This window comes from Roseimicrobium sp. ORNL1 (assembly GCF_011044495.1).
Classification (GTDB): Bacteria; Verrucomicrobiota; Verrucomicrobiia; order Verrucomicrobiales; family Verrucomicrobiaceae; genus Roseimicrobium.
Genome location: NZ_CP049143.1, coordinates 3,436,321 through 3,461,841, shown reverse-complemented (window position 1 = coordinate 3,461,841; position 25,521 = coordinate 3,436,321). Strand labels below are relative to the sequence as shown.

General features: G+C 59.6%; 24 protein-coding genes. 14 read left to right on the top strand and 10 right to left on the bottom strand.

The genetic code is table 11. The features are described 5' to 3' along the window. The first annotated feature begins 34 nt into the window (after window positions 1-34). The 4 genes from G5S37_RS13830 to G5S37_RS13815 all read left to right on the top strand — a co-directional run bounded on the left by G5S37_RS13830 (window position 35) and on the right by G5S37_RS13815 (window position 6,648). A complete protein-coding gene (locus G5S37_RS13830) occupies window positions 35-2,953 on the top strand; it encodes a DUF1549 domain-containing protein (RefSeq protein ID WP_165204858.1) in 2,919 nt (972 codons plus the stop codon). A 300-nt stretch (window positions 2,954-3,253) separates the two neighbouring features. After that, window positions 3,254-4,033: a FadR/GntR family transcriptional regulator gene (locus G5S37_RS13825; protein ID WP_165204856.1), complete on the top strand. Its 780-nt coding sequence runs from the start codon at window positions 3,254-3,256 to the stop codon at window positions 4,031-4,033. A 105-nt stretch (window positions 4,034-4,138) separates the two neighbouring features. Further along, on the top strand, window positions 4,139-5,728 hold the full coding sequence (locus tag G5S37_RS13820) for a hypothetical protein (protein WP_165204854.1): 1,590 nt from the start codon (window positions 4,139-4,141) through the stop codon (window positions 5,726-5,728). Between the two features lie 212 nt (window positions 5,729-5,940). Next, complete coding sequence (locus tag G5S37_RS13815; RefSeq protein WP_165204852.1) at window positions 5,941-6,648, top strand: hypothetical protein; 708 nt, start codon at window positions 5,941-5,943, stop codon at window positions 6,646-6,648. Window positions 6,649-6,669: 21 nt separating this feature from the next. Here G5S37_RS13815 and G5S37_RS13810 read toward each other — a convergent pair whose 3' ends face one another. Further along, on the bottom strand, window positions 6,670-8,418 hold the full coding sequence (locus G5S37_RS13810) for a glycosyltransferase (protein WP_165204850.1): 1,749 nt from the start codon (window positions 8,416-8,418) through the stop codon (window positions 6,670-6,672). Between the two features lie 94 nt (window positions 8,419-8,512). Beyond that, window positions 8,513-9,346, bottom strand: coding sequence for an AraC family transcriptional regulator (locus tag G5S37_RS13805; protein ID WP_165204848.1), 834 nt, complete (start codon window positions 9,344-9,346; stop codon window positions 8,513-8,515). Between the two features lie 113 nt (window positions 9,347-9,459). Between G5S37_RS13805 and G5S37_RS13800 the strand changes: the two genes are divergently transcribed. The 4 genes from G5S37_RS13800 (at window position 9,460) to G5S37_RS13785 (ending at window position 13,753) form a co-directional block, all read left to right on the top strand. Then, window positions 9,460-10,293, top strand: a complete 834-nt coding sequence (locus tag G5S37_RS13800) for a sugar phosphate isomerase/epimerase family protein (RefSeq protein WP_240914869.1) — start codon at window positions 9,460-9,462, stop codon at window positions 10,291-10,293. Between the two features lie 9 nt (window positions 10,294-10,302). Next, window positions 10,303-10,716, top strand: a complete 414-nt coding sequence (locus G5S37_RS13795) for a DUF4279 domain-containing protein (protein WP_165204846.1) — start codon at window positions 10,303-10,305, stop codon at window positions 10,714-10,716. 18 nt (window positions 10,717-10,734) lie between these two features. Continuing rightward, window positions 10,735-11,889: a Gfo/Idh/MocA family oxidoreductase gene (locus tag G5S37_RS13790; RefSeq protein WP_165204844.1), complete on the top strand. Its 1,155-nt coding sequence runs from the start codon at window positions 10,735-10,737 to the stop codon at window positions 11,887-11,889. Window positions 11,890-12,082: 193 nt separating this feature from the next. Then, window positions 12,083-13,753 (top strand): acyltransferase, encoded by a 1,671-nt coding sequence (locus G5S37_RS13785; protein ID WP_165204842.1) that lies wholly within the window; start codon window positions 12,083-12,085, stop codon window positions 13,751-13,753. 42 nt (window positions 13,754-13,795) lie between these two features. Here the strand turns inward: G5S37_RS13785 and G5S37_RS13780 are convergent, their stop codons facing one another. From G5S37_RS13780 to G5S37_RS13765, 4 genes are read right to left on the bottom strand one after another with little or no spacing between them, the layout of a single operon-like run. Then, window positions 13,796-14,659 (bottom strand): RNA polymerase sigma-70 factor, encoded by an 864-nt coding sequence (locus G5S37_RS13780; protein ID WP_206026444.1) that lies wholly within the window; start codon window positions 14,657-14,659, stop codon window positions 13,796-13,798. A 45-nt stretch (window positions 14,660-14,704) separates the two neighbouring features. Next, complete coding sequence (locus G5S37_RS13775) at window positions 14,705-15,148, bottom strand: DoxX family protein (RefSeq protein WP_206026443.1); 444 nt, start codon at window positions 15,146-15,148, stop codon at window positions 14,705-14,707. Further along, on the bottom strand, window positions 15,135-15,566 hold the full coding sequence (locus G5S37_RS13770) for a cupin domain-containing protein (RefSeq protein WP_165204838.1): 432 nt from the start codon (window positions 15,564-15,566) through the stop codon (window positions 15,135-15,137). The genes G5S37_RS13775 and G5S37_RS13770 overlap by 14 nt, the downstream gene beginning before the upstream one ends. A 46-nt stretch (window positions 15,567-15,612) precedes the next feature. Then, a complete protein-coding gene (locus tag G5S37_RS13765) occupies window positions 15,613-16,374 on the bottom strand; it encodes an SDR family oxidoreductase (RefSeq protein ID WP_165211598.1) in 762 nt (253 codons plus the stop codon). Window positions 16,375-16,542: 168 nt separating this feature from the next. On the opposite strand from G5S37_RS13765, the gene G5S37_RS13760 reads away from it, so the two are divergent. The 5 genes from G5S37_RS13760 to G5S37_RS13740 all read left to right on the top strand — a co-directional run bounded on the left by G5S37_RS13760 (window position 16,543) and on the right by G5S37_RS13740 (window position 19,466). Beyond that, a complete protein-coding gene (locus tag G5S37_RS13760; protein ID WP_165211595.1) occupies window positions 16,543-17,529 on the top strand; it encodes a DUF72 domain-containing protein in 987 nt (328 codons plus the stop codon). Window positions 17,530-17,879: 350 nt separating this feature from the next. After that, window positions 17,880-18,083, top strand: coding sequence for a hypothetical protein (locus G5S37_RS13755; RefSeq protein WP_165204836.1), 204 nt, complete (start codon window positions 17,880-17,882; stop codon window positions 18,081-18,083). A gap of 45 nt (window positions 18,084-18,128) precedes the next feature. Continuing rightward, complete coding sequence (locus G5S37_RS13750) at window positions 18,129-18,491, top strand: hypothetical protein (RefSeq protein WP_206026442.1); 363 nt, start codon at window positions 18,129-18,131, stop codon at window positions 18,489-18,491. A gap of 237 nt (window positions 18,492-18,728) precedes the next feature. Further along, on the top strand, window positions 18,729-19,022 hold the full coding sequence (locus G5S37_RS13745) for a putative quinol monooxygenase (protein ID WP_113957637.1): 294 nt from the start codon (window positions 18,729-18,731) through the stop codon (window positions 19,020-19,022). Window positions 19,023-19,115: 93 nt separating this feature from the next. Further along, a complete protein-coding gene (locus tag G5S37_RS13740) occupies window positions 19,116-19,466 on the top strand; it encodes a hypothetical protein (protein WP_165204832.1) in 351 nt (116 codons plus the stop codon). A 10-nt stretch (window positions 19,467-19,476) separates the two neighbouring features. On the opposite strand, the gene G5S37_RS13735 is transcribed toward G5S37_RS13740, so the two are convergent. From G5S37_RS13735 to rpsN, 3 genes are all read right to left on the bottom strand, one after another. Continuing rightward, window positions 19,477-20,931, bottom strand: coding sequence for a hemolysin family protein (locus G5S37_RS13735; protein WP_165204830.1), 1,455 nt, complete (start codon window positions 20,929-20,931; stop codon window positions 19,477-19,479). A 33-nt stretch (window positions 20,932-20,964) separates the two neighbouring features. Further along, window positions 20,965-21,216: a zinc ribbon domain-containing protein gene (locus G5S37_RS13730; RefSeq protein ID WP_165204828.1), complete on the bottom strand. Its 252-nt coding sequence runs from the start codon at window positions 21,214-21,216 to the stop codon at window positions 20,965-20,967. Between the two features lie 82 nt (window positions 21,217-21,298). Beyond that, entirely contained in the window at window positions 21,299-21,568 is a 270-nt protein-coding gene (gene rpsN / locus G5S37_RS13725; RefSeq protein WP_113957633.1) for a 30S ribosomal protein S14, read from the bottom strand. Between the two features lie 340 nt (window positions 21,569-21,908). Here rpsN and G5S37_RS13720 point away from each other — a divergent pair, with 340 nt between their 5' ends. Beyond that, a complete protein-coding gene (locus G5S37_RS13720) occupies window positions 21,909-23,333 on the top strand; it encodes a class II fumarate hydratase (protein ID WP_165204826.1) in 1,425 nt (474 codons plus the stop codon). Window positions 23,334-23,915: 582 nt separating this feature from the next. Here G5S37_RS13720 and G5S37_RS13715 read toward each other — a convergent pair. After that, window positions 23,916-25,484: a hypothetical protein gene (locus G5S37_RS13715; protein ID WP_165204824.1), complete on the bottom strand. Its 1,569-nt coding sequence runs from the start codon at window positions 25,482-25,484 to the stop codon at window positions 23,916-23,918. Window positions 25,485-25,521 lie beyond the last annotated feature (37 nt).

Below are 25,521 nucleotides of genomic sequence, written 5' to 3'. Positions count from 1 at the left end.
TCGTTATCGGGCGCATCAGACAAGCTCTCCAGCCATGATTCCGAGATCCACGGCTTTGCTCCTTCATGCCACCGCACTGGGCCTGGCACTTCCGATCAGCGTCGCCGCAGCCAGCACTGAGGACGCGGAGAAACACTATGTGCAGAAGGTGCTGCCCCTCTTCAAGGAGAAGTGCCTGGCCTGCCACGGTGATGACCCGAAGAAGTTCAAGGGTGGGCTGGACATGCGCACGCGTGAGGCGATGCTCGCCGGTGGAGACAGTGGCGAGGCGGGTTTCGTGCCGAAGGACCCGGCGAAGAGCCTGCTCATGAAGGTGGTGACGCGCGAAGACGAGGATCTCGCGATGCCGCCGAAGGAAAACGACAAGCTCACGGCGGAGCAGATTGAAACGGTGCGCAAGTGGGTGGCCGATGGTGCACCGTGGCCAGATGACAAGAAGCTGGCGGACCTGCAGAAGCACGCGTGGGAATCCGCGGATGGTGTGCCGATGAAGACAAGCGGCGGGCTCTCGGTGGATTGGACGAATCGCCGCTACAAGGCTGAGGATCTCTGGGCGTACCAGCCGCTGAAGATTTCAGATTTGAGATTTGAGATTTCAAATGAAGGGGCGAGGGAAATCCATACGGTGGATGGGTTCATCAATGCGAAGATGAAGACGCTGGGTGTGACACCTGCGCCGTTGGCGGACCGCAGGACGCTGATTCGCCGGGCCTCGTATGACTTGATTGGGCTGCCGCCCTCACCGGAGGAGGTGGAGGCATTCGTGAAAGATCCACTGCTGGAGAAGGAAGCGTTTGCCAAGGTGGTGGAGCGCTTGCTGGCGAGCCCACATTATGGCGAGCACTGGGGCCGGCACTGGCTGGATGTGGCGCGCTATGCGGACTCCTCTGGTTTTGCCAATGACTACGAGCGCGGCAATGCGTGGCGGTATCGCGACTACGTCATTCGCTCGTTCAATGCGGACAAGCCGTATGACCAGTTCATCCTGGAGCAGATTGCCGGGGATGAGATCGCAGAGCAGAACAAGGATGCTGCTGCGTCTGAGCTATACATCGCGCCGGGCTTCCTGCGCATGGGTCCGTGGGAACTCACCGGCATGGAAGTGGCGAAGGTGGCCCGCCAGCGCTTCTTGGATGATGTCACAGACATCGTAGGCCAGGCTTTCATGGGGCACACGCTGCAGTGCGCGCGGTGCCATGATCACAAGTTCGACCCCATCCCCACGCGCGACTACTATGCGATGCAAGCTTGTTTCTCGACCACGCAACTTGTGGAGCGTGCGGCGCCGTTCCTGCCAGCGGAGAACGTGCAGGGCTTTGAGGAAATCAAAACACTGCGTCTGCGTGAGCAGGAACATCTGGCGACACTGGCCCGACTGAGCGAGAAGTCCGCCGCCGCCGCGCGACAATGGTATGCGGAGAAGAAGCGCGATCCGGCGCCCTTTGAAAAAGCGCTGGCTGAGGTGAAGAACCCCGCGACTGGGGAGGCTACTGCAACTGGCAACAAGAAGGGCAAGGCAAAGCGCCAGCGCGGTGGCTATGACGAGGCGCGCAACAAGCTGATGCAGCAGGGCATTCCCGAAGACCAACTCCCGCCTCGCCATGCAGGGTTCAACACGGAAGACTACGGCATGGATCGCGTGGCCCGCAAAGGGCTGGAGCGACTGAAGTGGGAGACGGAGCGGTATGAACCCATTGCTTTCAGCGTGTACAGTGGGCGTACGCCGGAAATGAAATCCGTGTCGGCGCCACTGCGCATGCCGCCGAATCGCATGACCACAGGCGAACTGGAGGAGACGAGCATCCTCGGAGGTGGCGACCCTTTCTCGCCGAAGGAGAGGGTGGCGCCCGGTGTGCTCTCAGCCGCAGCGGAATCCTGGGGACATCGGACGACGATCACGGGTGACATCGCAGGCAGACGTCTGGATCTCGCGAAGTGGATTGCCTCACCGCAGAACGCGCTCACCACGCGCACCATGGTGAACCGCATCTGGCAGTGGCACTTTGGCAAGGCCATCGCGGGCAATCCGAACAACTTCGGCGGCACGGGCAAGAAGCCCACACATCCCGAGATGCTCGACTGGCTCGCGGGTGAATTCGTGGCGAAGGGGTGGTCCCTCAAGGCGATGCACCGCCTCATCATGTCCAGCGATGCGTATCGTCGCAGCGCGCAGCATCCGGATCGCGAGTTGTTGGTGAAGAAGGATCCGGAAGGCGTGAGCTATGCGGCCTTCATGCCGCGACGCCTGCGTGCGGAAGAACTGCGCGACAGCATGCTCTCCGCCTCGGGAGAACTGAACGTGACCATGGGCGGCATCCCCGTGCGCCCGGAAATCAACCTGGAAGCAGCGCTGCAACCACGTCAGGTGATGGGCACCTTCGCCGCTGCCTGGCAGCCGAATGCCCTGCCCGAGCAGCGTCATCGCCGCAGCATCTATGCACTGAAGATTCGCGGGCTCGCCGATCCCTTCATGGAAGTCTTCAACGAACCCTCACCGGAGTTCTCATGTGAAGCGCGTGATGCCAGCAATGTGACGCCACAGGTCTTCAGCCTCTTCAACAGCGAGGCCACGTATGACCGCGCTGTGGCTCTGGCGTTGCGGGTGCTGAAGGAGACGAATGGCGACCGCAAAGTCGCTCTGCAGCGCGCCAACCTGCTCACAACAGGTGCGACACCGGATGACGCACGCACCGCCCTGCTGTTGACGCACTGGGACCAGATGACTGCAAAACACGCAGGCACTTCCCTGGCTCCGAGCACACGTCCGAAGGAAATTATTCGTGAAGCGGTGGAAGAGAATACAGGAGAGAAGTTTTCATTTTCCGAGCGCCTGCACGTGTATGAGAACTTCGTGCCGGACAAGAAGATGAGCGACGTGGATGCGAACACGCGCGGGCTCGCGGAGGTGTGCCTCGTGCTGCTGAACTCGAATGAGTTTGCGTATGTATATTGAGATGCGCGTCTCGTGAGTTCATCGGTGAGGGGCACCGTGAATCCTCCAAAGCAAAGGAAAGCCTCTGCTGAGCTCAGGGGGATTACTGGACGTTACACGCTTGCAAAAGCGGTGCTTCGCACACGCACTCCAAAGCGCTTCGTGCAAGGTGGAACACCGCAGGATTTAATCACGCCTGCAAGCTCGGGGCAAGGTCACGAGACGACTCTGCAGTTGAGCGCCGCAGATGACGGCGACCTCCTGAAGTCCAAACATTGATGAAAGTTCTTTGGTCCTACTAATGTACTTCTGGCCATGGTGATGAAGAAGCCCAAGCCTGTGGAGTATCAACCTCTGAGCCGTCAGGTGCTGCGCAGCCTGCTGGAGAACATCTCCTCGCGAGGCCTCGGCCCCGAGGACAAGCTCCCCACGGAGCGTGAGCTGGCGCATGACCTCCGCGTAGGTCGCAACACGGTGCGTGAGGCACTGAAGTCTCTGGAGATGATTGGCGCCCTGGAGCGTCGACCGAAGCGTGGCTCCGTCATCCAGGCGGTGGATCTCTCCCTGCTGGGGGAAGTGACCCAGGCCCTGTGGCTGCGCACGGATGAGGATGCCATCGAGATGTACGAGGCGCGGCGTACCATCGAACTGGGGGTGCTGCGCCTCGCCGCAGCGAATGCCACGGATGAAGATTTCCAACGGATGGAAGAGGCGAATGCGCAGATGGAGCATGACCATGCGCAGGGATTCGCACCCACCGAGAGTGACGCGGCCTTTCATCAGGCACTGCTGGGAGCCAGTCACAATCGCTTTCTCATCCAGTTCGGCAGGCTGCTGGAGGAGTTCTTCCGCGATGTGCGCCAGCGCTACCGGCATGATGCGGCCGTGGCGAAGCGCACACTTGATGAGCACCGGCAGATCGTGACTGCACTGCGCCGGGGACATGTGGCGCAGGCGGAGCGGATCATGGAGGGGCATCTGGATCCCCACCGCAAACCGCCGATGTCAGAACGAACGTCCAATAAAGCCGCAGCCAGGCCCAAGCGTGCGAGCGCTGTTGCCAAGAAGGCACCACGAACACGTACGGCCCCGAAACGATAGCCACGCCATTCCCCCAGTCAGCGCGGACCTCGCGGGAGATTGGAATTTCCACCACATGGCAAAACTTTCCGAGAACACCACCACCACCTTAGAAAGCCAACACAAATGACACGCCTCTCCTCCCTGCTCTGTCTGCTGTTCACGGCCGGCGCGCTGCACACGGCACACGCTGATGAACAGGTGCTCTTTCCCTTCGACGACGAGTCGATTCCCTGGAGGCACAACCTGCATGTGAATCTGGTGCAGGGTGAAAAGCACCCGGAGAACCCGGTGCTGCGTTGTGGTCCGGAGGGTTCGCCCGACTTTGGCCATGCCGTCCTGTATGGAACCGTGATGCATGACGGGAAGAAATTCCGCATGTGGTACCTCGGCATGATGCAGCGGAAGATTGAGAAGTACCAGGCACCGGGATGGTGGCGGCCCATGTGCTACGCAGAGAGCACGGATGGCGTTCACTGGACGAAACCTGAGCTCAACCTGGTGGAGCTCAACGGAAACAAGAAGAACAACATCTGCCTCGTGGAAGGTGATCCGTATTCCCTCACGCGGGTGAATGACTTCCTCACGGTGTTGTATGAACCGGAAGACCCGAATCCCGAGAGGCGCTACAAGTGCGCGTATATCGCCCATCCGCCCTTTGAGGACGTGCGCGGTGGACGCACGCCGATTGGTCCGAATGAATCGCGCTGGGGAGCTTTCATCTGTGCGACCAGTGCGGATGGTCTGACATGGAAAGTAGTAGGTGACCGCCCCATGAACAGCGCGGGCGAACGCTTCGAGGTGAGCGGGCTCTATCGCTTCGGCAAGTTCTACTATGCCACCGGCCAGCTCATCTCGCCATGGGTCTGGCACATGGACGGCAAGGACATTGGCCGCGTGATGCTCGCTTATCGCTCTCCCGACTTCGACCATTGGTCCCAAGCAAAGGCCACGTCCTTCATGCGACCCATCCAGTACATCACGAATGAGAAGCCGCTGGAGGGCTCGCAGACCCACATGGGCGCGGGCATCTGGAATCGCGGCAATGTGCTCGTGGGCTTCTACGGCATGTGGCAGCACGGACCGAAGGAGCGTCCCAAGGACAAGAACTACTTCTGGGGCCTGCGCATGAGCCTCGGCATGGTCGTGAGCAATGACGGCGTGAAATTCCGCGAGCCGGTCACGGACTTCGCGATGATTCCCCGTGGTGAAGAAGGCAAGGACTGGGACTGCATCTCGCTGCTGCAGGGTCATGCCTTTGCCAACGTGGGTGACAAGACCTATGTGTGGTACTCCCACTGGGACAGTGAAGGCCAGTTCCGCAACATGGAGATCGGCCTCGCGACCTGGCGTCGGGATGGGTTTGGCTATTTCACCCAGCATGTGCCCGCGACTGCGGCGCACTTCGTGACCAAGGCCCTCGCAGCCTCAGATGAAGCGCAGCCGGTGCACATCAATGTGGCAGGCGTGACGCGGGAGTCGCCTGTGACAATTGAGTTGCTCGATGATCTCGACCGTCCCCTACCCGACTACTCGGGTGAAAACGCAGCGGTCATCTCCACGGAATCGCTGCGCGGTGCTGTCACCTGGCCGAAGCTGAAGAGCAGTGAGCTCCCCAAGGGCAAGGCGGTGGCTCTGCGGGTGAATTTCCCGGCGAACAGCAAGGCGAGTGTGTATGCGCTGTACGTGGGAAGTGCGAAGGAAGGGGCACCCTAGTTGCTGCACCTGCCTTCACCGGGATGGACGTCGCGGCGTGAGTCTTTTGTCCCCATGCGGATGATTGACTTTTTGAACCATTGCGACGCTATTGAAGAAATCTTCACCCCGTCTCTCAGGTGTCATCCCTCCCTTCTCCCACGGTTTTCGTTTTCAGTCATCCCAATCACGAACTGGCAGTCTACGGGCTGGTCCAGCGCACGAAGCCCTGGATGATTTTTCTGACGGACGGTGGCGGTGAAGACCGGGTGGAGCAGACGCGTCAGGGACTGTCGAGAATCGGCCTCCTCGACCGTGCGGTGTTTCTCAACCACGCGGAGAAGGAGTTCTATGACCGGCTGCTCCAGCGCGATGTGGCCTACTTCCAAGGCGTGGCAGATCAGGTGCGTGAGATCCTCAAGGAGAAAGGACCCGCCTGCGTGTGTTCAGATGCGATGGAGTTCTACAATCCCGTGCATGATCTGGCGATTCCCATCACGCGCTCCGCGCTCATGGGCCTGGAGGGATGGACGCACTACGAGGTTCCGCTGGTACACCAGGTTCCCGCCACCGAAGCCGGTGCCGCCGCAACAGAGACGTATCTGGTGCAGCGGCTGCCTGAGGCGTTGGAGGACGAGGCAAAGGTGCATGCGCTGAACGAAGCCGAGCTTGAGGCCAAGGTCGCAGCTCGTGACGGGGTGTACACCATCCTGGCGGAACAGTTCGGCACCGCACTCACGGATCTCTCTCGTGATCACCTGGGGCATGAAGTCCTCGGCACGACTCCTGCCAGTGGGATGCGCGAACCGGGTGCAGCCTACGTGCTGCGCTACGAATGGCGCGCGAATCTGCTGCTGGAGGAAGGGGCGATTCGTGAAGCCATTACGCTCGACGGTCATTTCCGCCCCGTGGCGGAGGGATTGCTCAGTCGCGCCGCGTAACGCGTCGCCATTGTTCCGCGTCTAGGCTCTCTCCGTCGACATCAGTCGGATCACTTCCAGGAAGCGCGCGTGAATCTTCGCGGTGCTGAAGTGCTGACGGACGTGTTGTCTTGCGAGGGCGCCGAGTGTGGTGCGCAACTCCGGCTCCTGGACCAGTCTGTGCCATGCTTCCGCGTGAAGCGCGGGATCGAGCGACTCAAACAGAAGCTGCCCCGGTCCGGCGTGCTCCGTCTTGCCGCCGCACTGATATCCCAGGATGGGCTTGCCGAACCAGCCTGCCTCAAAGATGGGAATGCACGCCGCTTCGGACTCGCTCATGGTGAGCAAGGCGTCGCAGTGCCGCAGCCACGATGCCACCCCGGTGCGGTTCACTTCTGAAGTGAAGGTCACCATGCCTGCGAGAGCGTGCTCCTCCACCAGCAGTTCCAACTCCTGGATGTAGCGGCCATGCAGCGCATTCCGCGATCCCACGAAATGCATGCTGATACCATCACCGTAAATGCGGCGGTAGTGCGCGAGAGCCAGCAGGCAATGATGCAGCCCCTTGGAGGGTAGCTGACGACCCAGCACCAGCATCTTCAGGGATGCACGGCTGTTGCGCAGTTCCGCGGGAACGGCTCCCGATTGCTCTCCATCAAGTTTCTCCAAATCATGAAGAAACGGCAAGTGCAGTAGCTTCTCCGGAGGCGCACCACAGGCGAGCAGATCTCCCAGAGCTGAAAACGCGGGTGCGGTGAGATGGGTGGCGTGCGGGATGAGATCTGTCGTCTCGAAACGGCCTGCAATGGTCGGCTCAAGATAGCCGGCCGGATATTTTAAGAACGTCTCTGACTTCGAGACATTGTGGTACCGGAGCATCTTGATCCGTGCCCGGCTGTGCTGCATGAGCCGCTTCCCGTAGTCCCACGAAGTGCCGTGGTGGAGAATGAGAATGCTGTTCTCCTCGCGTACCTGCGTTGCGATTTTCTCCACGGAAGAAATGTGAGGGAGAAAGGACTCGTGCACCTGCTCAGCGACCAAGTGTACTCGCAGGCCGGATTGCCGCAGCAGCGAGGCCATGGAAAGCATCTCTTCACTGGTTGGGTCGAAGGGACGGAAGAACTTCACGGCCAGCAGCACCGAAGAAGGCGCAGGCGATCCAGGAGCGGATGCAGTGCTTACACGCTCGAACACCTCACGGGAAAAGGTCGGCAGTTCCGGAAGCGGAGGATGACACCAGCCTGCTCTCTGCTGGGGGCTTTTCTGCTTCGCTACTCCATCGTCGTCTACCGCGCGAATACTCCCCTGCCCTCCCGTGGTGAGCCGGGCGACCTGGACAGAAAGCTCGCGAGGGTCACCAGGAGCCGCCACCACGCAGCTGGTGCGCAGTTCCACCCGGACTTCCCTGCCCGCATAGGGCAGGAGATCGATTTCAGCGGACTGCCAATCAAAGGTAAGCGGCAGCGACTTCACCTCGTTGCCCTGGATGAGCACGGTGAGCTCATTTTTTGCCACACCGCTACGGATTTCGATGGCGAGCGAAGGTGCGCTCACCTTGAGCAGGAAGTCCGCGTATGAGCTCATCCAGCGGAAGCACCTTCCATCCGGCAGTGCTTCCAGCAGATGAAATCCCCTCACCTCGTGATCGAAGGCATCGGACTGCAGATCCACGTGCGTGGTCACTTGCTTCTCACGGCTGGCGGCCCACAGAACATCACGGCGCAACTGCCGCACAGCATCCGGAAGGCTGTTGCCGGTCGTGTCGCAGTTGCTACTTGTGATGTGGTGCATCAAATCTGGGTGTGGGAAGGAACCGTACCGTTGGCAAAGCCATGGGTATGACGCAAGTGGAAGGAACAGTTCCACACTCCGTCTCCAAAACGACCTACGCCCCCAGCTCGCGAGGATTTCGCTTCCACTCGCTGGGGCTCACGCCGGTTTGTTGGCGGAACCAGCGTGCGAAGTAGTTCGCGTCGAGGATGCCGATCTTCTCACCCACTTCCTGAATGGTCAGGTCCTCGGCCAGCAGGGCCACGGCGCGCTTCAGGCGCGTGCGGGAGCGGAGTTGTCCCAGGGTGAGACCACACTCAGTGCGCAGGAGGCGATTGAGGTGATCGTGTTGATAGCCAGTGTGCTTGGAGATCTCCTCCAGAGTCACTTCCGCGCCGTCCTTGGACTCCAGCAGGCGCTCCACACGCTTCGAGATGGAGAAGTGTCGCGACGTGCTGAAGCGATTCACTGGGGTGAGCCAGCCGATGGCCTTGAGTGCCATGTCTAGTACGTCCAGCACGACCGCTGCCACACGGAAGCTCATCTCACGCCGCTCGATCTGTTGGTGGCGGAAGAGAGTGCTGAGACGTGCCTTGGTTTCTGCAAGTTGATCCGCCGTGAGCTGGTCACAGGTGTGAGACACGCCACGCCCGGTGCCCATTTCGACGTCCAGCACAAGACACAGCGGAGGGCGGGTAGCATGCTGCTCAAAGGCATGGGGCTTGCCCGGAGGAATGTGAATCACCGTACCGGGCCCTGCGGTGAAAAGCGTCCCCTCCACCCGTTGCTGGCCGCGACCATTCAGGTAGATGAGCACCTGGTCATGCTCGTGCGAGTGCTCATTCCAGCGGGCCTCAGGGAGATGCCGGTTCAGGCGCAGGCGCAGGATCTTGAGTCCCGGCATCTGGAGATTGAGGTCCTGAATGAGCAGCGGACGGTAGTTCTTCATACGGAGGCGTGGCTGGGGCTCTGGAATGCTATAGCACGGAGGAATCGGGATGTCGAATTTGTGCTACTGAGGATGATCGCGTTCTACAGGCGGTCCGTTAAGCTTGCTGCATCATGAAGCCGTCCACACCGCTGCCCCGCTTCTGCATTCACACCATGACGACCAAGCCGTGGTCCCTGGAGGACTGCGCGAAACATTACCCCACGGTGGGAGCCACAGGCATCACCGTGTGGCGCCAGCACCTGCAAGGCCAGGATCCCAAGAAGGCCGGCGCCATGCTGCGCGATGCCGGACTGGAGATCGTGAGCCTGTGTCGTGGTGGCTTCTTTCCCGCGCCGTCCCCATCGCGGAGGCAAGCTGCCATCGAGGATAACATGCGAGCCATTGAGGAAGCGCAGGCACTGGGCGCTCCACTGATTGTGCTGGTCTGCGGCGCCGTCCCCGGTCAGCCGCTGGAGGAGTCGCGCAAGCAAATCGCGGATGGCATCGCCGCCGTGCTGCCCTTCGCTACAAAAGCCGGGGTGAAGCTGGCCATTGAACCGCTGCATCCCATGTACGCGGATGATCGCTCGGCCATCAATACCACGAAGCAGGCAAATGATGTGTGCGATGCGCTCGGCTCCCCTGAAGGACTCGGCATCGCGGTCGATGTCTATCATGTCTGGTGGGATGACGCCCTGGAGGCGAATATCAAAGTCACTGCTGAGAAGGAGCGCCTCTTCGCCTTCCACGTGTGTGACTGGAAGACACCCACCACGGATATCTTGAACGACCGTGGGCTGATGGGTGAAGGCTGCATCCCCATTCGCAAGATCAAGGGCTGGGTGGAAGCCTCAGGCTTCAGCGGGCACAACGAGGTGGAGATCTTCTCCACCCGCTACTGGGACATGGACCAGGGGGAATACCTGAAGCTGATCGCCAAGGCCTACCAGGAGCATGTGGCTTGAGGGGTTCCCATGGCTGCTGAGTACAATTATAAGTATAATGTGTCGCTTCGTATCTGGAACGCCGGAGCGTTCCACCAGAGGATCACGGAGGTGACTGGCCTGCTAGCTACGGACAGTCACCTCAAAGACACAAAGCATTATCCAGACGGGCCGCCTGACTGGCTGTGGAAGCATGACCTGTGGGAACTGGAATCCCCTTTGCCAAAATCGGAGTCGTGGGAGAACCACATCCAGCACATCTGGGAACAAATCCGCCCTCATAGAGATTTCTTCTCCACCATCATTTCAGGTGACGTGGTGGCCGACATTTGTCTTGGTTGCATGACCGACTGCGAAGCGCCCATTCTCCGCGTTGACCAGGGAGCTTTAGAAATCATGAGACAACTTCCTCTGGGCATCGCATTCAACTACACCCCCCTTTAAGCAAACTCCTCACACATCATGGAAACTCGCAGAATCGGCATCATCATGAACGGCGTCACGGGACGCATGGGTACGAACCAGCACCTTATCCGCTCCATCCTGGCCATCATCCAGCAGGGTGGTCTGAAGGTGAATGATGACCTCACCATCATGCCGGATCCGATTCTCACCGGTCGCAATGAGGACAAGCTCCGTGCGCTGGCACAGAAGCATGGCGTGGCGAAGTACACCACGGACCTCGATGCCGCGTTGGCAGATCCTTCTTATGAAATCTTTTTCGATGCGTCCGGCACACTGCAGCGTGCGGGCTTCGTGGAGAAGGCAGTGAAAGCCGGCAAAGCCATCTACTGCGAGAAGCCGACTGCCGTGGAGACTGCGGAAGCGATTCGTCTCGCGAAGGTATGCGAAGACGCAGGCGTGAAGAATGGCGTGGTGCAGGACAAGCTCTGGCTGCCGGGCATTCGCAAGTTCAAGGTGCTGCGCGATCAGGGCTTCTTCGGCAAGATTCTCAGTGTGCGCGGTGAGTTCGGCTATTGGGTCTTCACCGGTTTGGATGAAGACCAGCCCGCCCAGCGTCCCTCGTGGAACTATCGCAAGGAAGACGGCGGCGGCATCATCGTGGACATGCTCTGCCACTGGCGATACGTGGTGGATAATCTCTTCGGTGAAGTGAAGTCCGTGAGCTGCCTTGGCGCCACGCACCTGCCGGAGCGTCGGGATGAGCGCGGCAAGGTGTATCCCTGCACCTCGGATGACGCGTGCTACGCCACCTTTGAGACGGACACGGGTGTGGTTTGCCAGTTCAACAGTTCATGGACGGTCCGTGTGCGTCGCGATGACCTTTTCACCATGCAGGTGGATGGCACGCATGGCTCCGCCATCGTGGGTCTGCGCAAGTGTTGGGTGCAGGCTCAAGGCACCACACCCCGCCCCGTATGGAACCCGGATATCGAGCAGCCCATCAACTTCTTCGGAGGCTGGCAGGAAGTGCCGGATGCCACCACGTATGACAACGCCTTCAAGATTCAGTGGGAACTGTTCCTGAAGCATGTGGTCACGGATGCCCCCTTCCGCTGGACGCTGCGAGAGGGCGCCAAGGGCGTGCAGCTCGCTGAGGCTGGCCTTGAATCCTGGGAGAAGCGCAAGTGGATCGACCTGCCCTCCTTGGACTGAGTTGACCTGACCTGAGCGCCATGCAGGTTGCCTGACCTCCACCGCCTCCTGACGAGAGTTTTTTCGCGCACGGAGGCGGTACGTCTTGCGCGGTGTCTGTGAATGCGGCACCAGCGAGGTGGTGCATTCCCCCTTAACAGCAGAACCTTCGAGCTCTCCATCGCGGCCCTCGCGTTCCCGGCGCGTGGGCATCGTGCTTTTGCTCGTTGTGGCGGCAGTAGTGCTAGCCCAAGACCTCACGGGGCGGCTCTTTGGCAAATGGCGCACCTGCAAGGTGGCTACCGCCAGCACCAATCTGCCTGAGATGGTGAAGCCACGCTATCCGGGAGCGCTGCCCGAGCTGGAGCATCTCAAGCGCCAACTCCGCCTCACGCAGGACGGCCGTGCCTTGCGTGGCCCATTCAGTTCCATGGCCGACACGCAGGCCGGTGAAGGACGCTTTTCGCTTGGGGAAAAGACCATGTGGGTGCAACCGTATGCGGATCATTCCAAAGGTCCCCAACAGGCCCGCTACGAACTGTGGACTCCGCATCCCGTCCCTCACTGGCTGCGCTGGCCGATCTATCTTGGTGCGGCGATTTTCCTCTGGGGAAAAGTGCGCCGGTACTACCACACCCACCCCATCAGCGAAGGCAAGCTGGCTTACCTTGAGGCGTTGCGCGGCATTGCCTGTCTCGTGGTAGTGGTTACCCACTTCGTGGAGCTTTTCTACCAGGAGCTCAATGACCCCGTGGTCCAGGGGAAGGCGTGGTATGACATCGTCTCGCTTCACCGCCATGTGCCATTCGCATCACTCATGAACGCGGGTGCGTTTGCGGTGGACACCTTTTTTGTTCTCAGTGGCTTCGTGCTCTTCCTGCCTTTCGCGGGTCCCGGCCCGGTGGACATGACGCGGGCGAGGGAGGCCTTTCTTCGCAGGCCGGTGCGGTTGTTCGGGGTTCTCGCAGTCGTGATGACTTTTGTCTGGCTGTTGAGGCAAAGCGGTATCTACTTTGCAAACAGCCACGTGCCGCCCCAGCTCACGGCGGGATTCTTTGTGGACCTCTCCATGGCATTCACCACGGCGGTGCAGTACAGCCCGGTGTTCTGGACCATCCGGATCGAGTTGTGGGGTTCCTTCATCATCTACCTCATGGCCATGCTCGTGGGGGGAAGCTGGGCGCGATGGCTTACCTATCCCGTGCTGGCGTGGGTCCTGAGGGATGGTCCGTATGTGAATTTCATCTTCGGCGCCTTGATGGCAGACATGTTCAAGAGCCTTCACCTGCCTACCTCATGGCAGTGGATTCGCAGCATCGCTCCCGCATGTTTCATCCTTGGGCTGTTGATTGGTCTTCAGATGGATCATGGCAATCTGGAACAGGGTTTTGATCACTGGCTGGGAGGTTATCTCCCCTACTTCAATGTGCTGTTCACCACCAGGGGCCCGGGACTTGTGGGAGCCATCTTGCTGGTCTCAGCCCTGCTGCTCTCGCCCTGGCTGCAGCGCTTTTTCACAAAGCGTTCCCTGAATCGACTGGGCCGTCAGTCGTATGCCATCTACGGCGTCCATCAGGTTATCATCTATGCCTTCATGTGCTGGATCTTCCTGTTCCTTGTGCCCATCCATCCTGCCTCCGTCAGGGACATCTGGCCCACGGGCGGATACTATCACCTCGGCGTGCTGATCACGCTTGTCATCTATCTTGTTCTCGTGTGGCTGGCCTCGCTCACGCTTACGGCATTCGTGGACGAGCCCTGCATGAAGCTTGCACAGAAGCTGGCCCGACTGGTGAGTGGGAGCAGGCAGCAGGAGGCGCGCAAGGATCACGCACACGATCCAAAAACGACGCTTACGAGTGTCGTAGCTGCTCCGGAGCGCTGATGTGCCAGGAAACCAAACGCAACCTCGCTGCGGCGTCTCGACCTACATGTCCCACGCCAGGTGCTTGAGCTTCTCGGGGTTCAACACAAGATAGATGTTCTCCACCTGCTGCTCATCGACATCAAAAGCGAAGGCGCCGTAGACCTCCCCTTCTGAGCGTAGGAGCGCTCCCAGCCTGCCATTTACTGTGGTGACACGCCACTCCGTCTTCTCTGGCAGTCGTGGCCAGATGCCGATGAAGAAGCGGCTCACGTGATCCGCACTGCAAATGGGCCGGCCTGCCGCGCGCACGCGGCCGCCGCCATCGCTGTACACCGTGGCGTCCTCCGTCAGGATTGCGAGCAACTCCTCCACGCGCCCGGTCTCCGCCGCTTGAAAGAACTGCTCCACGAGGCGCTGGGCCTGCGCGTTGGGCGTGAGGTTCGATTGAGGACGTGCTTGAAGCTGGGCCTTTGCACGGCGGACGATCTGCCGGCAGTTCACCTCGCTCTTTCCCACGATGGCGGCGGTATCCGCATAGTCGTAGTCAAAGACTTCACGCAGAAGGAAGGTCGCGCGCTCCACGGGGTCGAGCGACTCCAGCATCATCATGAAGGCCATGGTGAGTGAATCCGACACAGCCGCCGCCTTGTCAGGCTCCATGGCGCACGTGGCCATCAGAGGCTCCGGCAGCCAGACACCGTAATACTCTTCGCGCTCCCGCCGGGCAGAGCGCAGTTGATCAATGCACAGCCGGGTCATGGTGGAGACCAGCCAGGCCTTGGGCGAGTCGATGGTACAGGCATCCTGCTTCTGCCAGCGAAGCCACACCTCCTGCAGCATGTCTTCTGCTTCAGACACGCGACCGAGCATACGGTAGGCTATACCGAAGAGGGTCTTGCGATGCTCCGTGAAGACTTCAATCATGGGGATCCAAAAGGACATCCAGACCTGTCATTGTCCAGCGACGGCTCATGATTTCATCGCTCCCAAGGCGAAGGCAGCAGCAGCCGCAGTGAAGACAGAATAGTTCAGCGGGGCCTTAACCCCAAGCGCCAGTGTCATGGTCAATGCAAAGGTCAGCAGGAGCAGGGCGCTGCCATATGCGGCGAGCTTGGTTTGCCAGCCCGTCAGCAACCACAAGGCGAGTAGAACTTCAGCAGCCGTGGCTGCCACCGCTGCGGGTAGAAGGAGAGCCTTGGGCAGGAAGAAGAGCAACGTCCCCGTGTAATCGACAAAAGGCTGCCAGGTTCCCCAAGCCACATTGGGTGCACCCGGAGCCCCGGTGAACCCAAAGCGATCCGCCACCGCGGAAAGAAAGGCCGCTGCAAGACTTACTCGCAGCGACCATTCGACCAAGATGTACACGGAAGGCGAAGGTGAATTCCGGTGCAGCTTGGGTTCAGTGTTTTCCATGACCTTCCAGCGGCGTGGATAGTGGTGCGCCCTTGGGGTTCTCCACGAAGGCAATGATCACCGCGACGTTCGCGGGGTCGAGATTCTTCGCCACCATGTGGTGGGCACCTGGTGGCTCGAAGAAGGTGTCGCCTGTCTTCAGCTTGAGAAGCGGTCCGTCCTTCAACTGAAACTCTATTGAGCCACGCTCCACGTATCCGATCACCATGCCGGGATGCACGTGCGGAGGAGCAGAGGCTCCGGGCTGGAGTTCGATGCGCTTCACCAGCACCTCCTTGTCGGAAAGTTCAGGATGGGCGCGCTTGAAGATCTCCTTAATCTCCACAGGCTCTTTCTCTTTATCCGCAGCAGTGGCAGCAGGAGAAGTCATGAGGTTAAGGGCTGCGATAATGGCAGCGATGATGAGGGTCGGTTTCATAGGAAGAAATGGAATCATGAGTTCTGAACAAGAGTTGGTGAACATCTCACTTCGCGCCGACTGGCTGGGATTTGGCGAGCCAGTCCTCGTACCGCACGCGGCCAAGTTTTGCCTCACCGAGTGGCACGAGTGATTTGTCATCAATCTTCACGCCGAAGTACGCTGCGTTGACGTCGTCGACGACTTCACGCTTGTCTCCCTGTGCGGCGAGGTACGTGCGCACGATGGAAGCCATGCTTACGCGTTCGGGACCTGCCACGTCGGAGATGCCATTGGTCGGCTCGGCGAGAGCGGCATCTGCCACGGCGGCGCTCACTTCTGCAGCTGCCATGGGCTGGAAAGGTTCAGGCGTCGCGCGAATGGTGTCTCCATTGATAAACGACTGCGCAATGGAGGCCACGAACTCAAAGAATTGCGTGGCACGCACAATGGTAAACGGAATGCCGGAGTCCTTGATCAGCTTCTCCTGCGCGAGCTTCGCACGGAAATAGCCACTGTCCTGAAGTCGATCCGTACCGACCACGGACAGAGCCACGTGATGCTTCACCCCTGCCGCCGCTTCCGCAGCGTGGATGTTGCGTCCTGCAGTCTGGAAGAACTCCAGTACCGCTTTCTCCTCGAACGACGGAGAGTTCGTCACGTCCACCACCACCTGGGCTCCCGTGAGCGCCTGGGCGAGGCCTTCACCGGTGAGGATATTCACGCCCGTGGAGGGTGAGGCAACAATCACCTCGTGTCCTTTGCCTTGAAGGATCCGCACCACTTCCTTCCCAATCAATCCTGTCCCGCCGATCACCACGATCTTCAGAGCCTGTCCGCCGTTTCCCTTCGAATTGTCTTTTGGAGTGTTCATCACCAGTGCTGACGATCCAGCGATTCGGCCTGTGACAGAATCCGAAAAAAACTTCGCACTGCGCACGATGTCCTGGAAATGCGGTCATCCAGCCAGCCCGTAAAGGCAGGGCGATACCTTGTGATGAGCGACATGCGCATCGGCATCTCCGGCTGGAGGTACGCTCCATGGCGGGGTGTGTTCTACCCGAAGGGATGGGCGCAGCATCGTGAACTGGAATTCGCGTCCACACAGGTAAATTCCATTGAGATCAATGGCTCCTTCTACTCCCTGCAACGTCCGTCCAGCTACCGCACTTGGTACAAGGCAACTCCGAAAGGGTTCTGCTTCGCGGTGAAAGGGGCACGATACGTCACGCACATCCGCAGACTCAAGGAGGTGAAGACACCGCTGGCGAACTTCTTTGCCTCTGGTGTGCTGAGCCTGGAAGAGAAGTTGGGGCCCTTTCTCTGGCAGCTTCCGCCCAGCCTCAAATACGATCGCGACATCGTGGAGGCGTTTCTCAAGCTCCTGCCGAAGGACACCGCCGCCGCCTCCAAACTCGCCCGGCAACACAATGACAAGCTCAAGGAACGCGCATCACTCAAGGTGAAGACCAAGCGACGCCTGCGACATGCCATGGAGGTGCGGCATCCGTCCTTTGAGTGTGAGGACTTCGTCAGACTCCTTCGAAAATACAACGTCGCCCTCGTGGTCGCGGACACCGCCGGCAAATGGCCTTTCATGGAGGATCCCACGAGCGACTTCATGTACCTGCGACTGCACGGCGATGAGAAACTGTACGTGAGCGGCTACACCGAATCTGCTCTCAAGGAATGGGCACGCAAGATTCGCGGGTGGTCGCAGGGAAAAACGCCCACCAGAACCAAGCTGGCAGCGCCGCGGCCTCCCTCCCTGCCCGAGGGAAGAGACATCTTCGTCTATTTCGACAATGACGTGAAGGTGCACGCGCCCTTCGATGCCATGAATCTTGCGCAGCGCCTGGGTGTTTCGCGAAGCTCCGCACTTGAGCGCCCTGATGACTTTATCGAGGAAGAGCCACGAGAACATTGGCCTGTGTGGGAACTGCGCACCGGAAACAAGAAGGAGAAAAATCATTCCCGGAGATGACGAATTTCCATTGGTAGAAATTTTTCACATCGTCATCCAGCCAGACTTCCAGCATGCCACGAACCTCCTGCGTTGATTGTCAAAGTTCATGTGTGTGGGCCCGCTGGCGTCGGGAGCGCCAGCGGGCTTTTCCGTGAAAGAATCTCATGCAGAAGGCAATTCAACGCACGATGTCGGTTGCGGCAGATACTTAGGTTTTCATTAGGATATAGGAACCATAAGTGTGAAGAAATTGCCTGCGTATCTAAGATTGAAAAATGCGTGATGATCGGTCATGATAGCCGTCCTTTCATCGCGCTTCACCTTGCTGAGGCGCCCTGCAAGGCAGTCCACTTTACGAACCGGTCACTATGAAACGGTATCGAATCAGTTATCAGGACAGCATGGCCATGGATGTGGAGGGAACTCTGGTCTCGAAAGGTGCAGGAGTCTACTGGCTCTGCACTGCGAAAGGCCAGCCCATCCTGGCGTTTGACCTCGAAGAGGTCAGTACCGTGGAAGAACTTCCCACGGAGGACAGTCTGGAAGAAGAGGACGGTTTGGTTTTTGCATAAAGGCATTGGTCGACATTTCACCCCCCCCACAAACCCGCAGTGGCCATGAACATGCCGCCGGAGATAGAGTGCTCCTCAGAACTGGTGCATCTGGAGCAACTGTTGATGTATGAATATCACGGGCTGGAAATACCCCAGCAGCAGGAAGCAGGGCGATGCTTCCAGGAGGCCGTCCGTCTGCTGGAGACGGCTCAGGATCTGACGAACCATCTGGGAAAACTGTGGCTGCGCGTGGAAGATTCCTTCTGCGGTAGCGCAGCCCTCCGCGCCCGTGTGGCGCAACTCGCCGCAGAGGGCGACTTCAACGATGCCGAGAGTGAAGTGGAGGCCGCCTACGAAATCGCCACCGAGGCAGTCGAGGCCATCCGGGCCTTCCGGCATCGTCTTCACGAAGACGTCCGCGCCTAAAGAAAAACTCGGCCGCGGCTGCCCGAAAAAAATCTCAAAAATCTTCCACGCGATCCAACCGCACCTCCCGGGAGCTGCGATGTCTGCATTGAGTGGTAAGACCACAGTGTGTTGATGTGAAAGCCCGCCGGTGTGGGAGCACCGGCGGGCAGCTTTTTTCAGGCGCGCGCAACGCAGATAATCCGCAGACGCGGGTGCATCTTGACTCCGCAGGCATCCGCAGCCATGGCAGAGCGCATGATTTCGCTGCTCGTCACTCTGGAAATCGCGCCTGACCGCGTGGATGAATTTTTGGGCTACATCAAGGAAGAGGCCGCGGATGCGCGCACGAAGGAGCCTGGCTGCCGCCGTTTCGAAATCAGCCGCAGTGTGGACCGCCCGAATGTCTTCACCCTTACGGAGGCCTATGACGACCTAGCTGCCCTGGAAGCCCACCGGCAGACGCCTCATTTCCTCCTCTTCCGCCAGCGCGCGGATGGCGGTCTCATTCTGAGCAAGTCCAGTGTGTGCGGCGAGGTGATCGACGGCTGACGTCTCCTTCCAACTCCCACACAGACGGGGAGCCGACCCCGCTCATCACCATGGCGTCGTGCGATTCACTGGTGAAACAACCCCACGACCGCCATGCATCCCCATACTGCCACGAAGTCGTCCATGGAGCTTCTCCAACTGGAGAGGCTGCTGAGTCGCGAGCCCTACGGATTAAATCCTGACCAGCAGCGGGAGGCCAAGCACTATTTCTCCAAGACAGAGGAGTACCTGCACGGAGAAGAAATGATCCTGCAGAAGCTGCACCACATGTGGCCGCTGGTAGAGGCCTGCTTTGTGCGTGAGCGAGGCATTGCGGAGCCCCGCCAGTCCTCCCTCAACGCTGACTCTTCCACACCGCAATCGCAAAGGGCCTTGGACGCCCTTGGTGAGATTCGTCAGAACCTGGCGGTTGCCGAAGGGAGACAAGCGGCTACGGGATTGTAGCCACCGTTGGTCACTCGGACTTGGCCGTCGTCTCTACTTGGGCACCTTGACCGGATGATTCCGCGCCCACTTCGTCATCTGCCGTGGGCACGCGCTTGAAGTGGAGCTGCGCCACGCGGCGCGCCTCCACTTTGGTGGCCGTGACTTCGTAACCCTCGATGCGGAGGGTTTCCCCCTGCTTCGGGAAATGCCCCAGCGTGTGCGTGACGTAACCGCTGATGGTCGTGACCTCGTCACTCTCCAGCTCGAGATCCGTCAATTCATTCAGTTCGTAGAGGTTGAGTGTGCCTTCCACTTCAAATTCGTCACCGTTGATGCGGTGGAACTCGGGCTTCTCCGCCGTATCGAACTCGTCCTGAATGTCGCCCACGATCTCCTCCACGACGTTGTCGAGCGTCACAATACCCACGGCACCACCGTATTCATCGAGCGCAAGGGCGAGGTGGGCGTGCTTGTCGAGGAACTGCTTCAGCAGCTTATCCACGGGCATCATTTCCGGCACGAGCAGCAGCTCGCGCTTGATGCGGCGGAGATCCTTGCCCGCACCCGGCTCCTGCATGAGGCGGAGCATGTCCTTGATGTGCACCAGGCCGATGCTGTGGTCGAGGTGGCCCTCCACCAGCGGGAAACGTGTGTGTTTGGAGTCGATGGCCAGCTTGAGATTGGTCTCAAATGTCTCATCGACGTCGAGGGAAATCACGTCCTTGCGAGGGGTCATGACGTCGCGCACGTAGCGGTCATTGAGCGCCAGGGCATTCAGCACGATGCGCTTTTCCGTTTCGGTCACCTCATCGGACTCCTCGCTGGCGGAGACGATGTGCTTCAGTTCCTCCTCCGAGTGCACGCGCTCGCTCTCACCCACGGGGTCGACGCGGAAGAGCTTCTTGAGGAGCCAGTTCGCGGTGCCGTTGAGGATGAAGATGGCAGGCTTCAGCGCCACCATGAAGATGTGCAAAGGGCGGCAGACCCACAGGGTGGTGGGCAGGGCCTTGCGGATGGCGAGTGACTTCGGGGTCAGCTCTCCCAGCACCACGTGCAGGTAGGTGATGATGGTGAAGGCGATACCGAATGCGATGCCGTGCACCAGGTTATCACTCTGTATACCGAATTTGAAAAGCCACGGCTGGATCATCTGCGCGAGCAGCGGTTCACCAGCCATACCGAGGGCGATACTCGCCAGCGTAATGCCGAGCTGCGTGGCGGAAAGGTAGGCGTCCATGTGCTTCACCACGGACTGGGCGAACTCGGCTTGGTGATTGCCTTCTTCCGCCTCCGCCTGGAGCTGGCTCTCACGCACCTTCACAATGGCGAACTCGGCCGCCACGAAAAAGCCATTCAGCAGGACGAAGAACATCACCATCCCGATCCTCCACAACACATCCCAAGTAGTGAATTCCCACTCGCGCACCAACGTAGTGGAGGAGGCGAGCAGCGTGACTAGGGTAGGATCTGAGAGGTCGGTCATGATGAGGAGGCTGGAAACAGCAGATTCCGCGCCTCAGCGTTTTTCGTAGGAGCCATCGCAGCGCTTCTCCAGAACGGTGAAGCCGGCGCTCTTGGCGTCCGAAATAGACAGGGGTTTGGTGATTTTGGGGGTATTGAACGGCTGCAGCACTTTCACCACGGGCTTTTTGCAAAGCGGGCAGTGGGTCAGCGGAGGCCGATCGAGGGGACGACGGAGGTCGAATCCCTTGCGGCAGCGAGGGCAGCCCTCCTCGGGTTTTTCGGCGATGTAATGGTAGGTGGGCATTGCGTCCGAAAAAGAGAAGGTGCTGCAAACGCAGCACCTTCGCAAAGTCAAATTGTGGTCACACCCACCGGGACCGGGGGCATTACCAGCTCGATTTCGTCACTCCGGGAATGAGGCCGGCAGAGGCCATTTCACGGAAGGTAAGACGGGACATCTCGAAGCGGCGGATGAACGCGCGGCGACGGCCGGAGACACGGCAACGGTTCACCAGACGGGTCGGGCTGGCGTCGCGGGGCAGCATGGAAAGGCCCACATAGTCCTTCTTTGCCTTGAGCTCCTCACGAAGCTTGGCATATTTATCAACAGTCTTTTGTTTGCGCTTGTTGCGCTCGAGCCAGCAGGTCTTTGCCATAGAGCCGCGTAGTTTGCTGAATTCCTCCATCTTTGCAAGGGGAATTTTCGAAGATGTTTAAGATAAGTTAAGGGTTAGAGGTTATGAGTTGGGCGGACGGGTAGCAAACGGGTAAAATGAAAGGGATTCAGCCCGGTTGCTCTGCTCTAGCACCCTTACCCATAACTCCTAACTCATCACCCTTAACTTGGAACCCCTTGACCTCCCTTTCCTCCTCGCTATCCAAAACTCTCTCTCACCAATACCATGATCGCTGGAGCCCTCATCGCCGCATTCTTCCTCGTCGCAGGAATCATCGCCTTCACGTACCTGCAGAAGGGAGCAATGTAATTAATCATCCATGAGTACCCGTCTCGAAAAAGACAGCATGGGTGAGATGCCCGTGCCTGCCGACGCCCTGTATGGCGCATCCACACAACGCGCCGTTCTCAATTTCCCCGTCAGCGGCCGCCCTGTCCCCTACCCCATCATCCATGCCTACGGCCTCATCAAGTGGGCCGCGGCGAAGGTGCACCATGATCTGGGTCTCCTCTCGGATGAGCGCACGAAGCTGATCGAGCAGGCCGCCCTGGAAGTGGCTGACGGCAAGCTGGACGCCCATTTCGTCATTGATATCTACCAGACCGGTTCGGGCACGAGCACGAACATGAACGCGAACGAGGTCATCTCGAATCGCGCCTGCCAGATCGCTGGAAAGGCCATCGGTGCCAAGGACCCCGTGCACCCGAATGACCACGTGAACATGGGGCAGTCGTCCAACGACACCTTCCCCACGGCCATGCACGTGGCAGTGGCTCAGGAGCTGAACAACAAGCTCCTGCCCGCGCTTCAGAAGCTGCAGGCTGCTCTCGATGTGAAGGCGAAGGCTTTCTGGGATGTGCTGAAAATCGGCCGCACCCACCTCATGGACGCCACCCCGGTGCGCCTGGGCCAGGAGTTCAAGGGCTTCACCCGCCAAGTCGAGCTCGGTGTGGATCGCACGCACAAGGCCATCAAGGCCATCCTTGAGCTGCCCCTCGGCGGCACGGCGGTGGGCACGGGTCTGAACTGCCATCCTGAGTTCCCCGCCAAGGCCATCGCGCTGCTCGCGGAGAAGACCGGCATCCCCTTCCGCGAAGCGGCCGATCACTTCGAAGCACAATCAGCCAAGGACGGACTGGTGGAAGCCAGCGGCCAGCTCAAGACGATTGCCACCAGCCTCTTCAAGATTGCCAATGACGTCCGCTGGCTCGCCTCCGGACCGCAGTGCGCGATTGGTGAGATCTCCATCCCCGCCACCCAACCCGGCAGCAGCATCATGCCCGGCAAGGTGAATCCGGTGATGTGTGAAAGCCTCATGCAGGTCTGCGCCCGCGTCATGGGCAACGACACCACGGTGAACTGGTGCGGCGCGAACGGAAACTTCGACCTCAATGTGATGATGCCAGCCATGGGCGCGGCCATCCTGGAAAGCATCGAGCTTCTGACGAACGCTGTCGGTATCTTCACCACGCGCTGCGTGGAGGGCATCGAAGCCAAGGAAGACCGTTGCAAGAACTTCATCGAGTACAGTCTCGCCATGGTGACCGGCCTGAACTCGAAGATCGGCTACGACAAGGCCGCCATCATCGCGAAGGAAAGCGCGAAGACCGGCACGCCCGTCCGCCAGCTCTGCATGGCACGCCTTGATGAACTCGGCATCACGGAAGCCGAGCTCAATGAAGCCCTGGATCCCGCCCGCATGTGCGCGCCAGACGCGAGCATGGTGGGGGCTGGTGGGGGCTAGTACTGCCAAAGGTTAAGCTATCATCATTCCATTTACGCAGTGGCGGCATTGAGATGCCGCCACTTTGTTTTCCGCTTTGAGGGCACTTCGGAGGAGGACCGTCAGAGTGAGCGGGCAACCATTCAGAGAACGGGAAGTCGAAGGGCCTTCGGGCTTCCATGGTGCCATTGAAAAACACGATCAGGTCGCTGAGTCAAGTATTGCCCTGACATCATTCATGCAGCCTTGAAGCGTAGAGTTCTCCTTCGTGGGCACCCACTCGTCTGGTACAATCCCTGCGGCTCGTGCCTCACTCAACTCGACAAATCCCCGCCTTTCGAGTTCGCACAACGCCTGTTCCCAACCGTCGGGATGGCCTTCGAAGATAGCGTAGTGCCCGTCTGCAAGAAAACCAGAACTACCATCCTCATGCCGTCTGTACTCTGTGTGCTCGAACGTATCACCGCGCTTACGCACGAAGGAGTACAACTTTCCGACTTTGGGATTCTTCATCGAAATGCAACTGTGAAACTGTGCAGCGCAATGACCCAAATAGCGAGCCATTAACGTGCACACTCTCACCAGACCTGAACTACACCTTGCCTATACCCCCAACAACTCCCTCGCCTCCGCCTGCCCCGCCGCAGGCCGGCCATACTCACTGGCGGTGACGCGGGCGAGGCCCACGAGGTGACGCCAGCGGAAGCTTGGGCGGGTGCGGTGGAATTCGTCCCAGGTGGTCTGGTAGTACTTCTCCGCGTGCAGGGCTCCATCTTCGCTGACGGCATAGCGCAGCAGGCGCTGGAAGACAGATTTCTCCGGAATGCCGAGCTGGCCGCACTGGTGCACGATCGCGGAGGATTGCGCCTGCAGGTTGCCCTTGATGGCCTCGTCCAGTTCCGCAAGGAGCGCGTCCTGATCCTTGCCTTTCACGCTGCCAATCTGGTGTTTGGAGGGAATGGGCTCCCACTTCAGGAAATCGCGGCCCTCGCCGGAGTAGCCACGATCTCGCGCGACCTGCCATGCTCCCAGGATGAGGCAGGCATGGGCATTCCGGCCCTTGGCAATGTCGGCGAGGTTACGCCAAGCGTGAACGGAATCGGACGCATGTACGCCGACAGAGTCGCCATGCACGCTTCCCACGGGCTTGCCTGGAGACTCCCATGCTGGTGGCCTGCCGACATCGCGCAGCACGAGTTGATTCGCCGCGAGCGAGATCGCCTCGCCGATGGCCATGGGATCAAAGCCCTCTGCCAGCGCGTGGGCCACGGCACCTGCAGCCTGCTCGGCGGTGCCTTCGAAGATGGTCTTGCTCAGTTCCTCCACATACGCGTCCTCTGCGGACCGCGTGCCCGAGCCCTTCTCCAGCAGCTTGTACTCGTCCAAAAGCTTCGTGAGCATGCGACTGTGTTCCTCCCACTCCGGCTTGCGATACTTTTCCGACTTCAGGCAGTAGTGCAGCGACTGGCGTAGCATGGTGCTCGCGTTCTCATCGCCCACCACATCCAGCAGATCCCATGCACGATACGGCAGCACCGTCCGGTGCACCTCAGGATTCTCCTGAACACAGTAGAGCAGCGCATCGAAGGCCTCTTCAGGATCCCGCGAGATCATGCGGGCCATCATTCTCTCCGTTGCGGCCTCATCCTTGGTCTTCATCACCTGCAGCAGTTCCGTCGGCGATGCTGTCAGGCCGGATGCCAGGCCATCCACCTCATGCAGCACTTCACTGCCACGCCCGCCATGCTCCTGGATGCGGTTCGTATTGCGATAGAGCACTTTGAAAATGGGAAGGGCCTTTTCCTTCTCGGAAGCCATGTTTGCAGACATGGAGAGCGCCGGGCTCAGCGCCATGAGCGTGTGGAAGCCTACGTAGTCCTCCCCGCCAAAGGTTCGCGCATTCGCCAAGACACCTGCGGCCACGAGCTTCTTCAGTGGCACACCGGCTTTGACCTTTTCCGCGAGGCCAGCCTGCAGGCCCGCGATGGGTGTCTCCTGCATGAAGCACACCAGAGGCTCCATATCCCCGAAGTTCAGCGCTTTGGGACCGTCTGCCGCAGCGGCTGACGGTGCAAGGCCCAACTCGCCGGCGAGAGCGGGACCGATGGTGGCGGCGATGGTTCCCTTGCCGACATTGGACAGGAACGCGCGTCGGGATTGCAGTTCATTCATACGAAGACCTCCCCGTGGGTTGTAGTTGTTGCCTGGA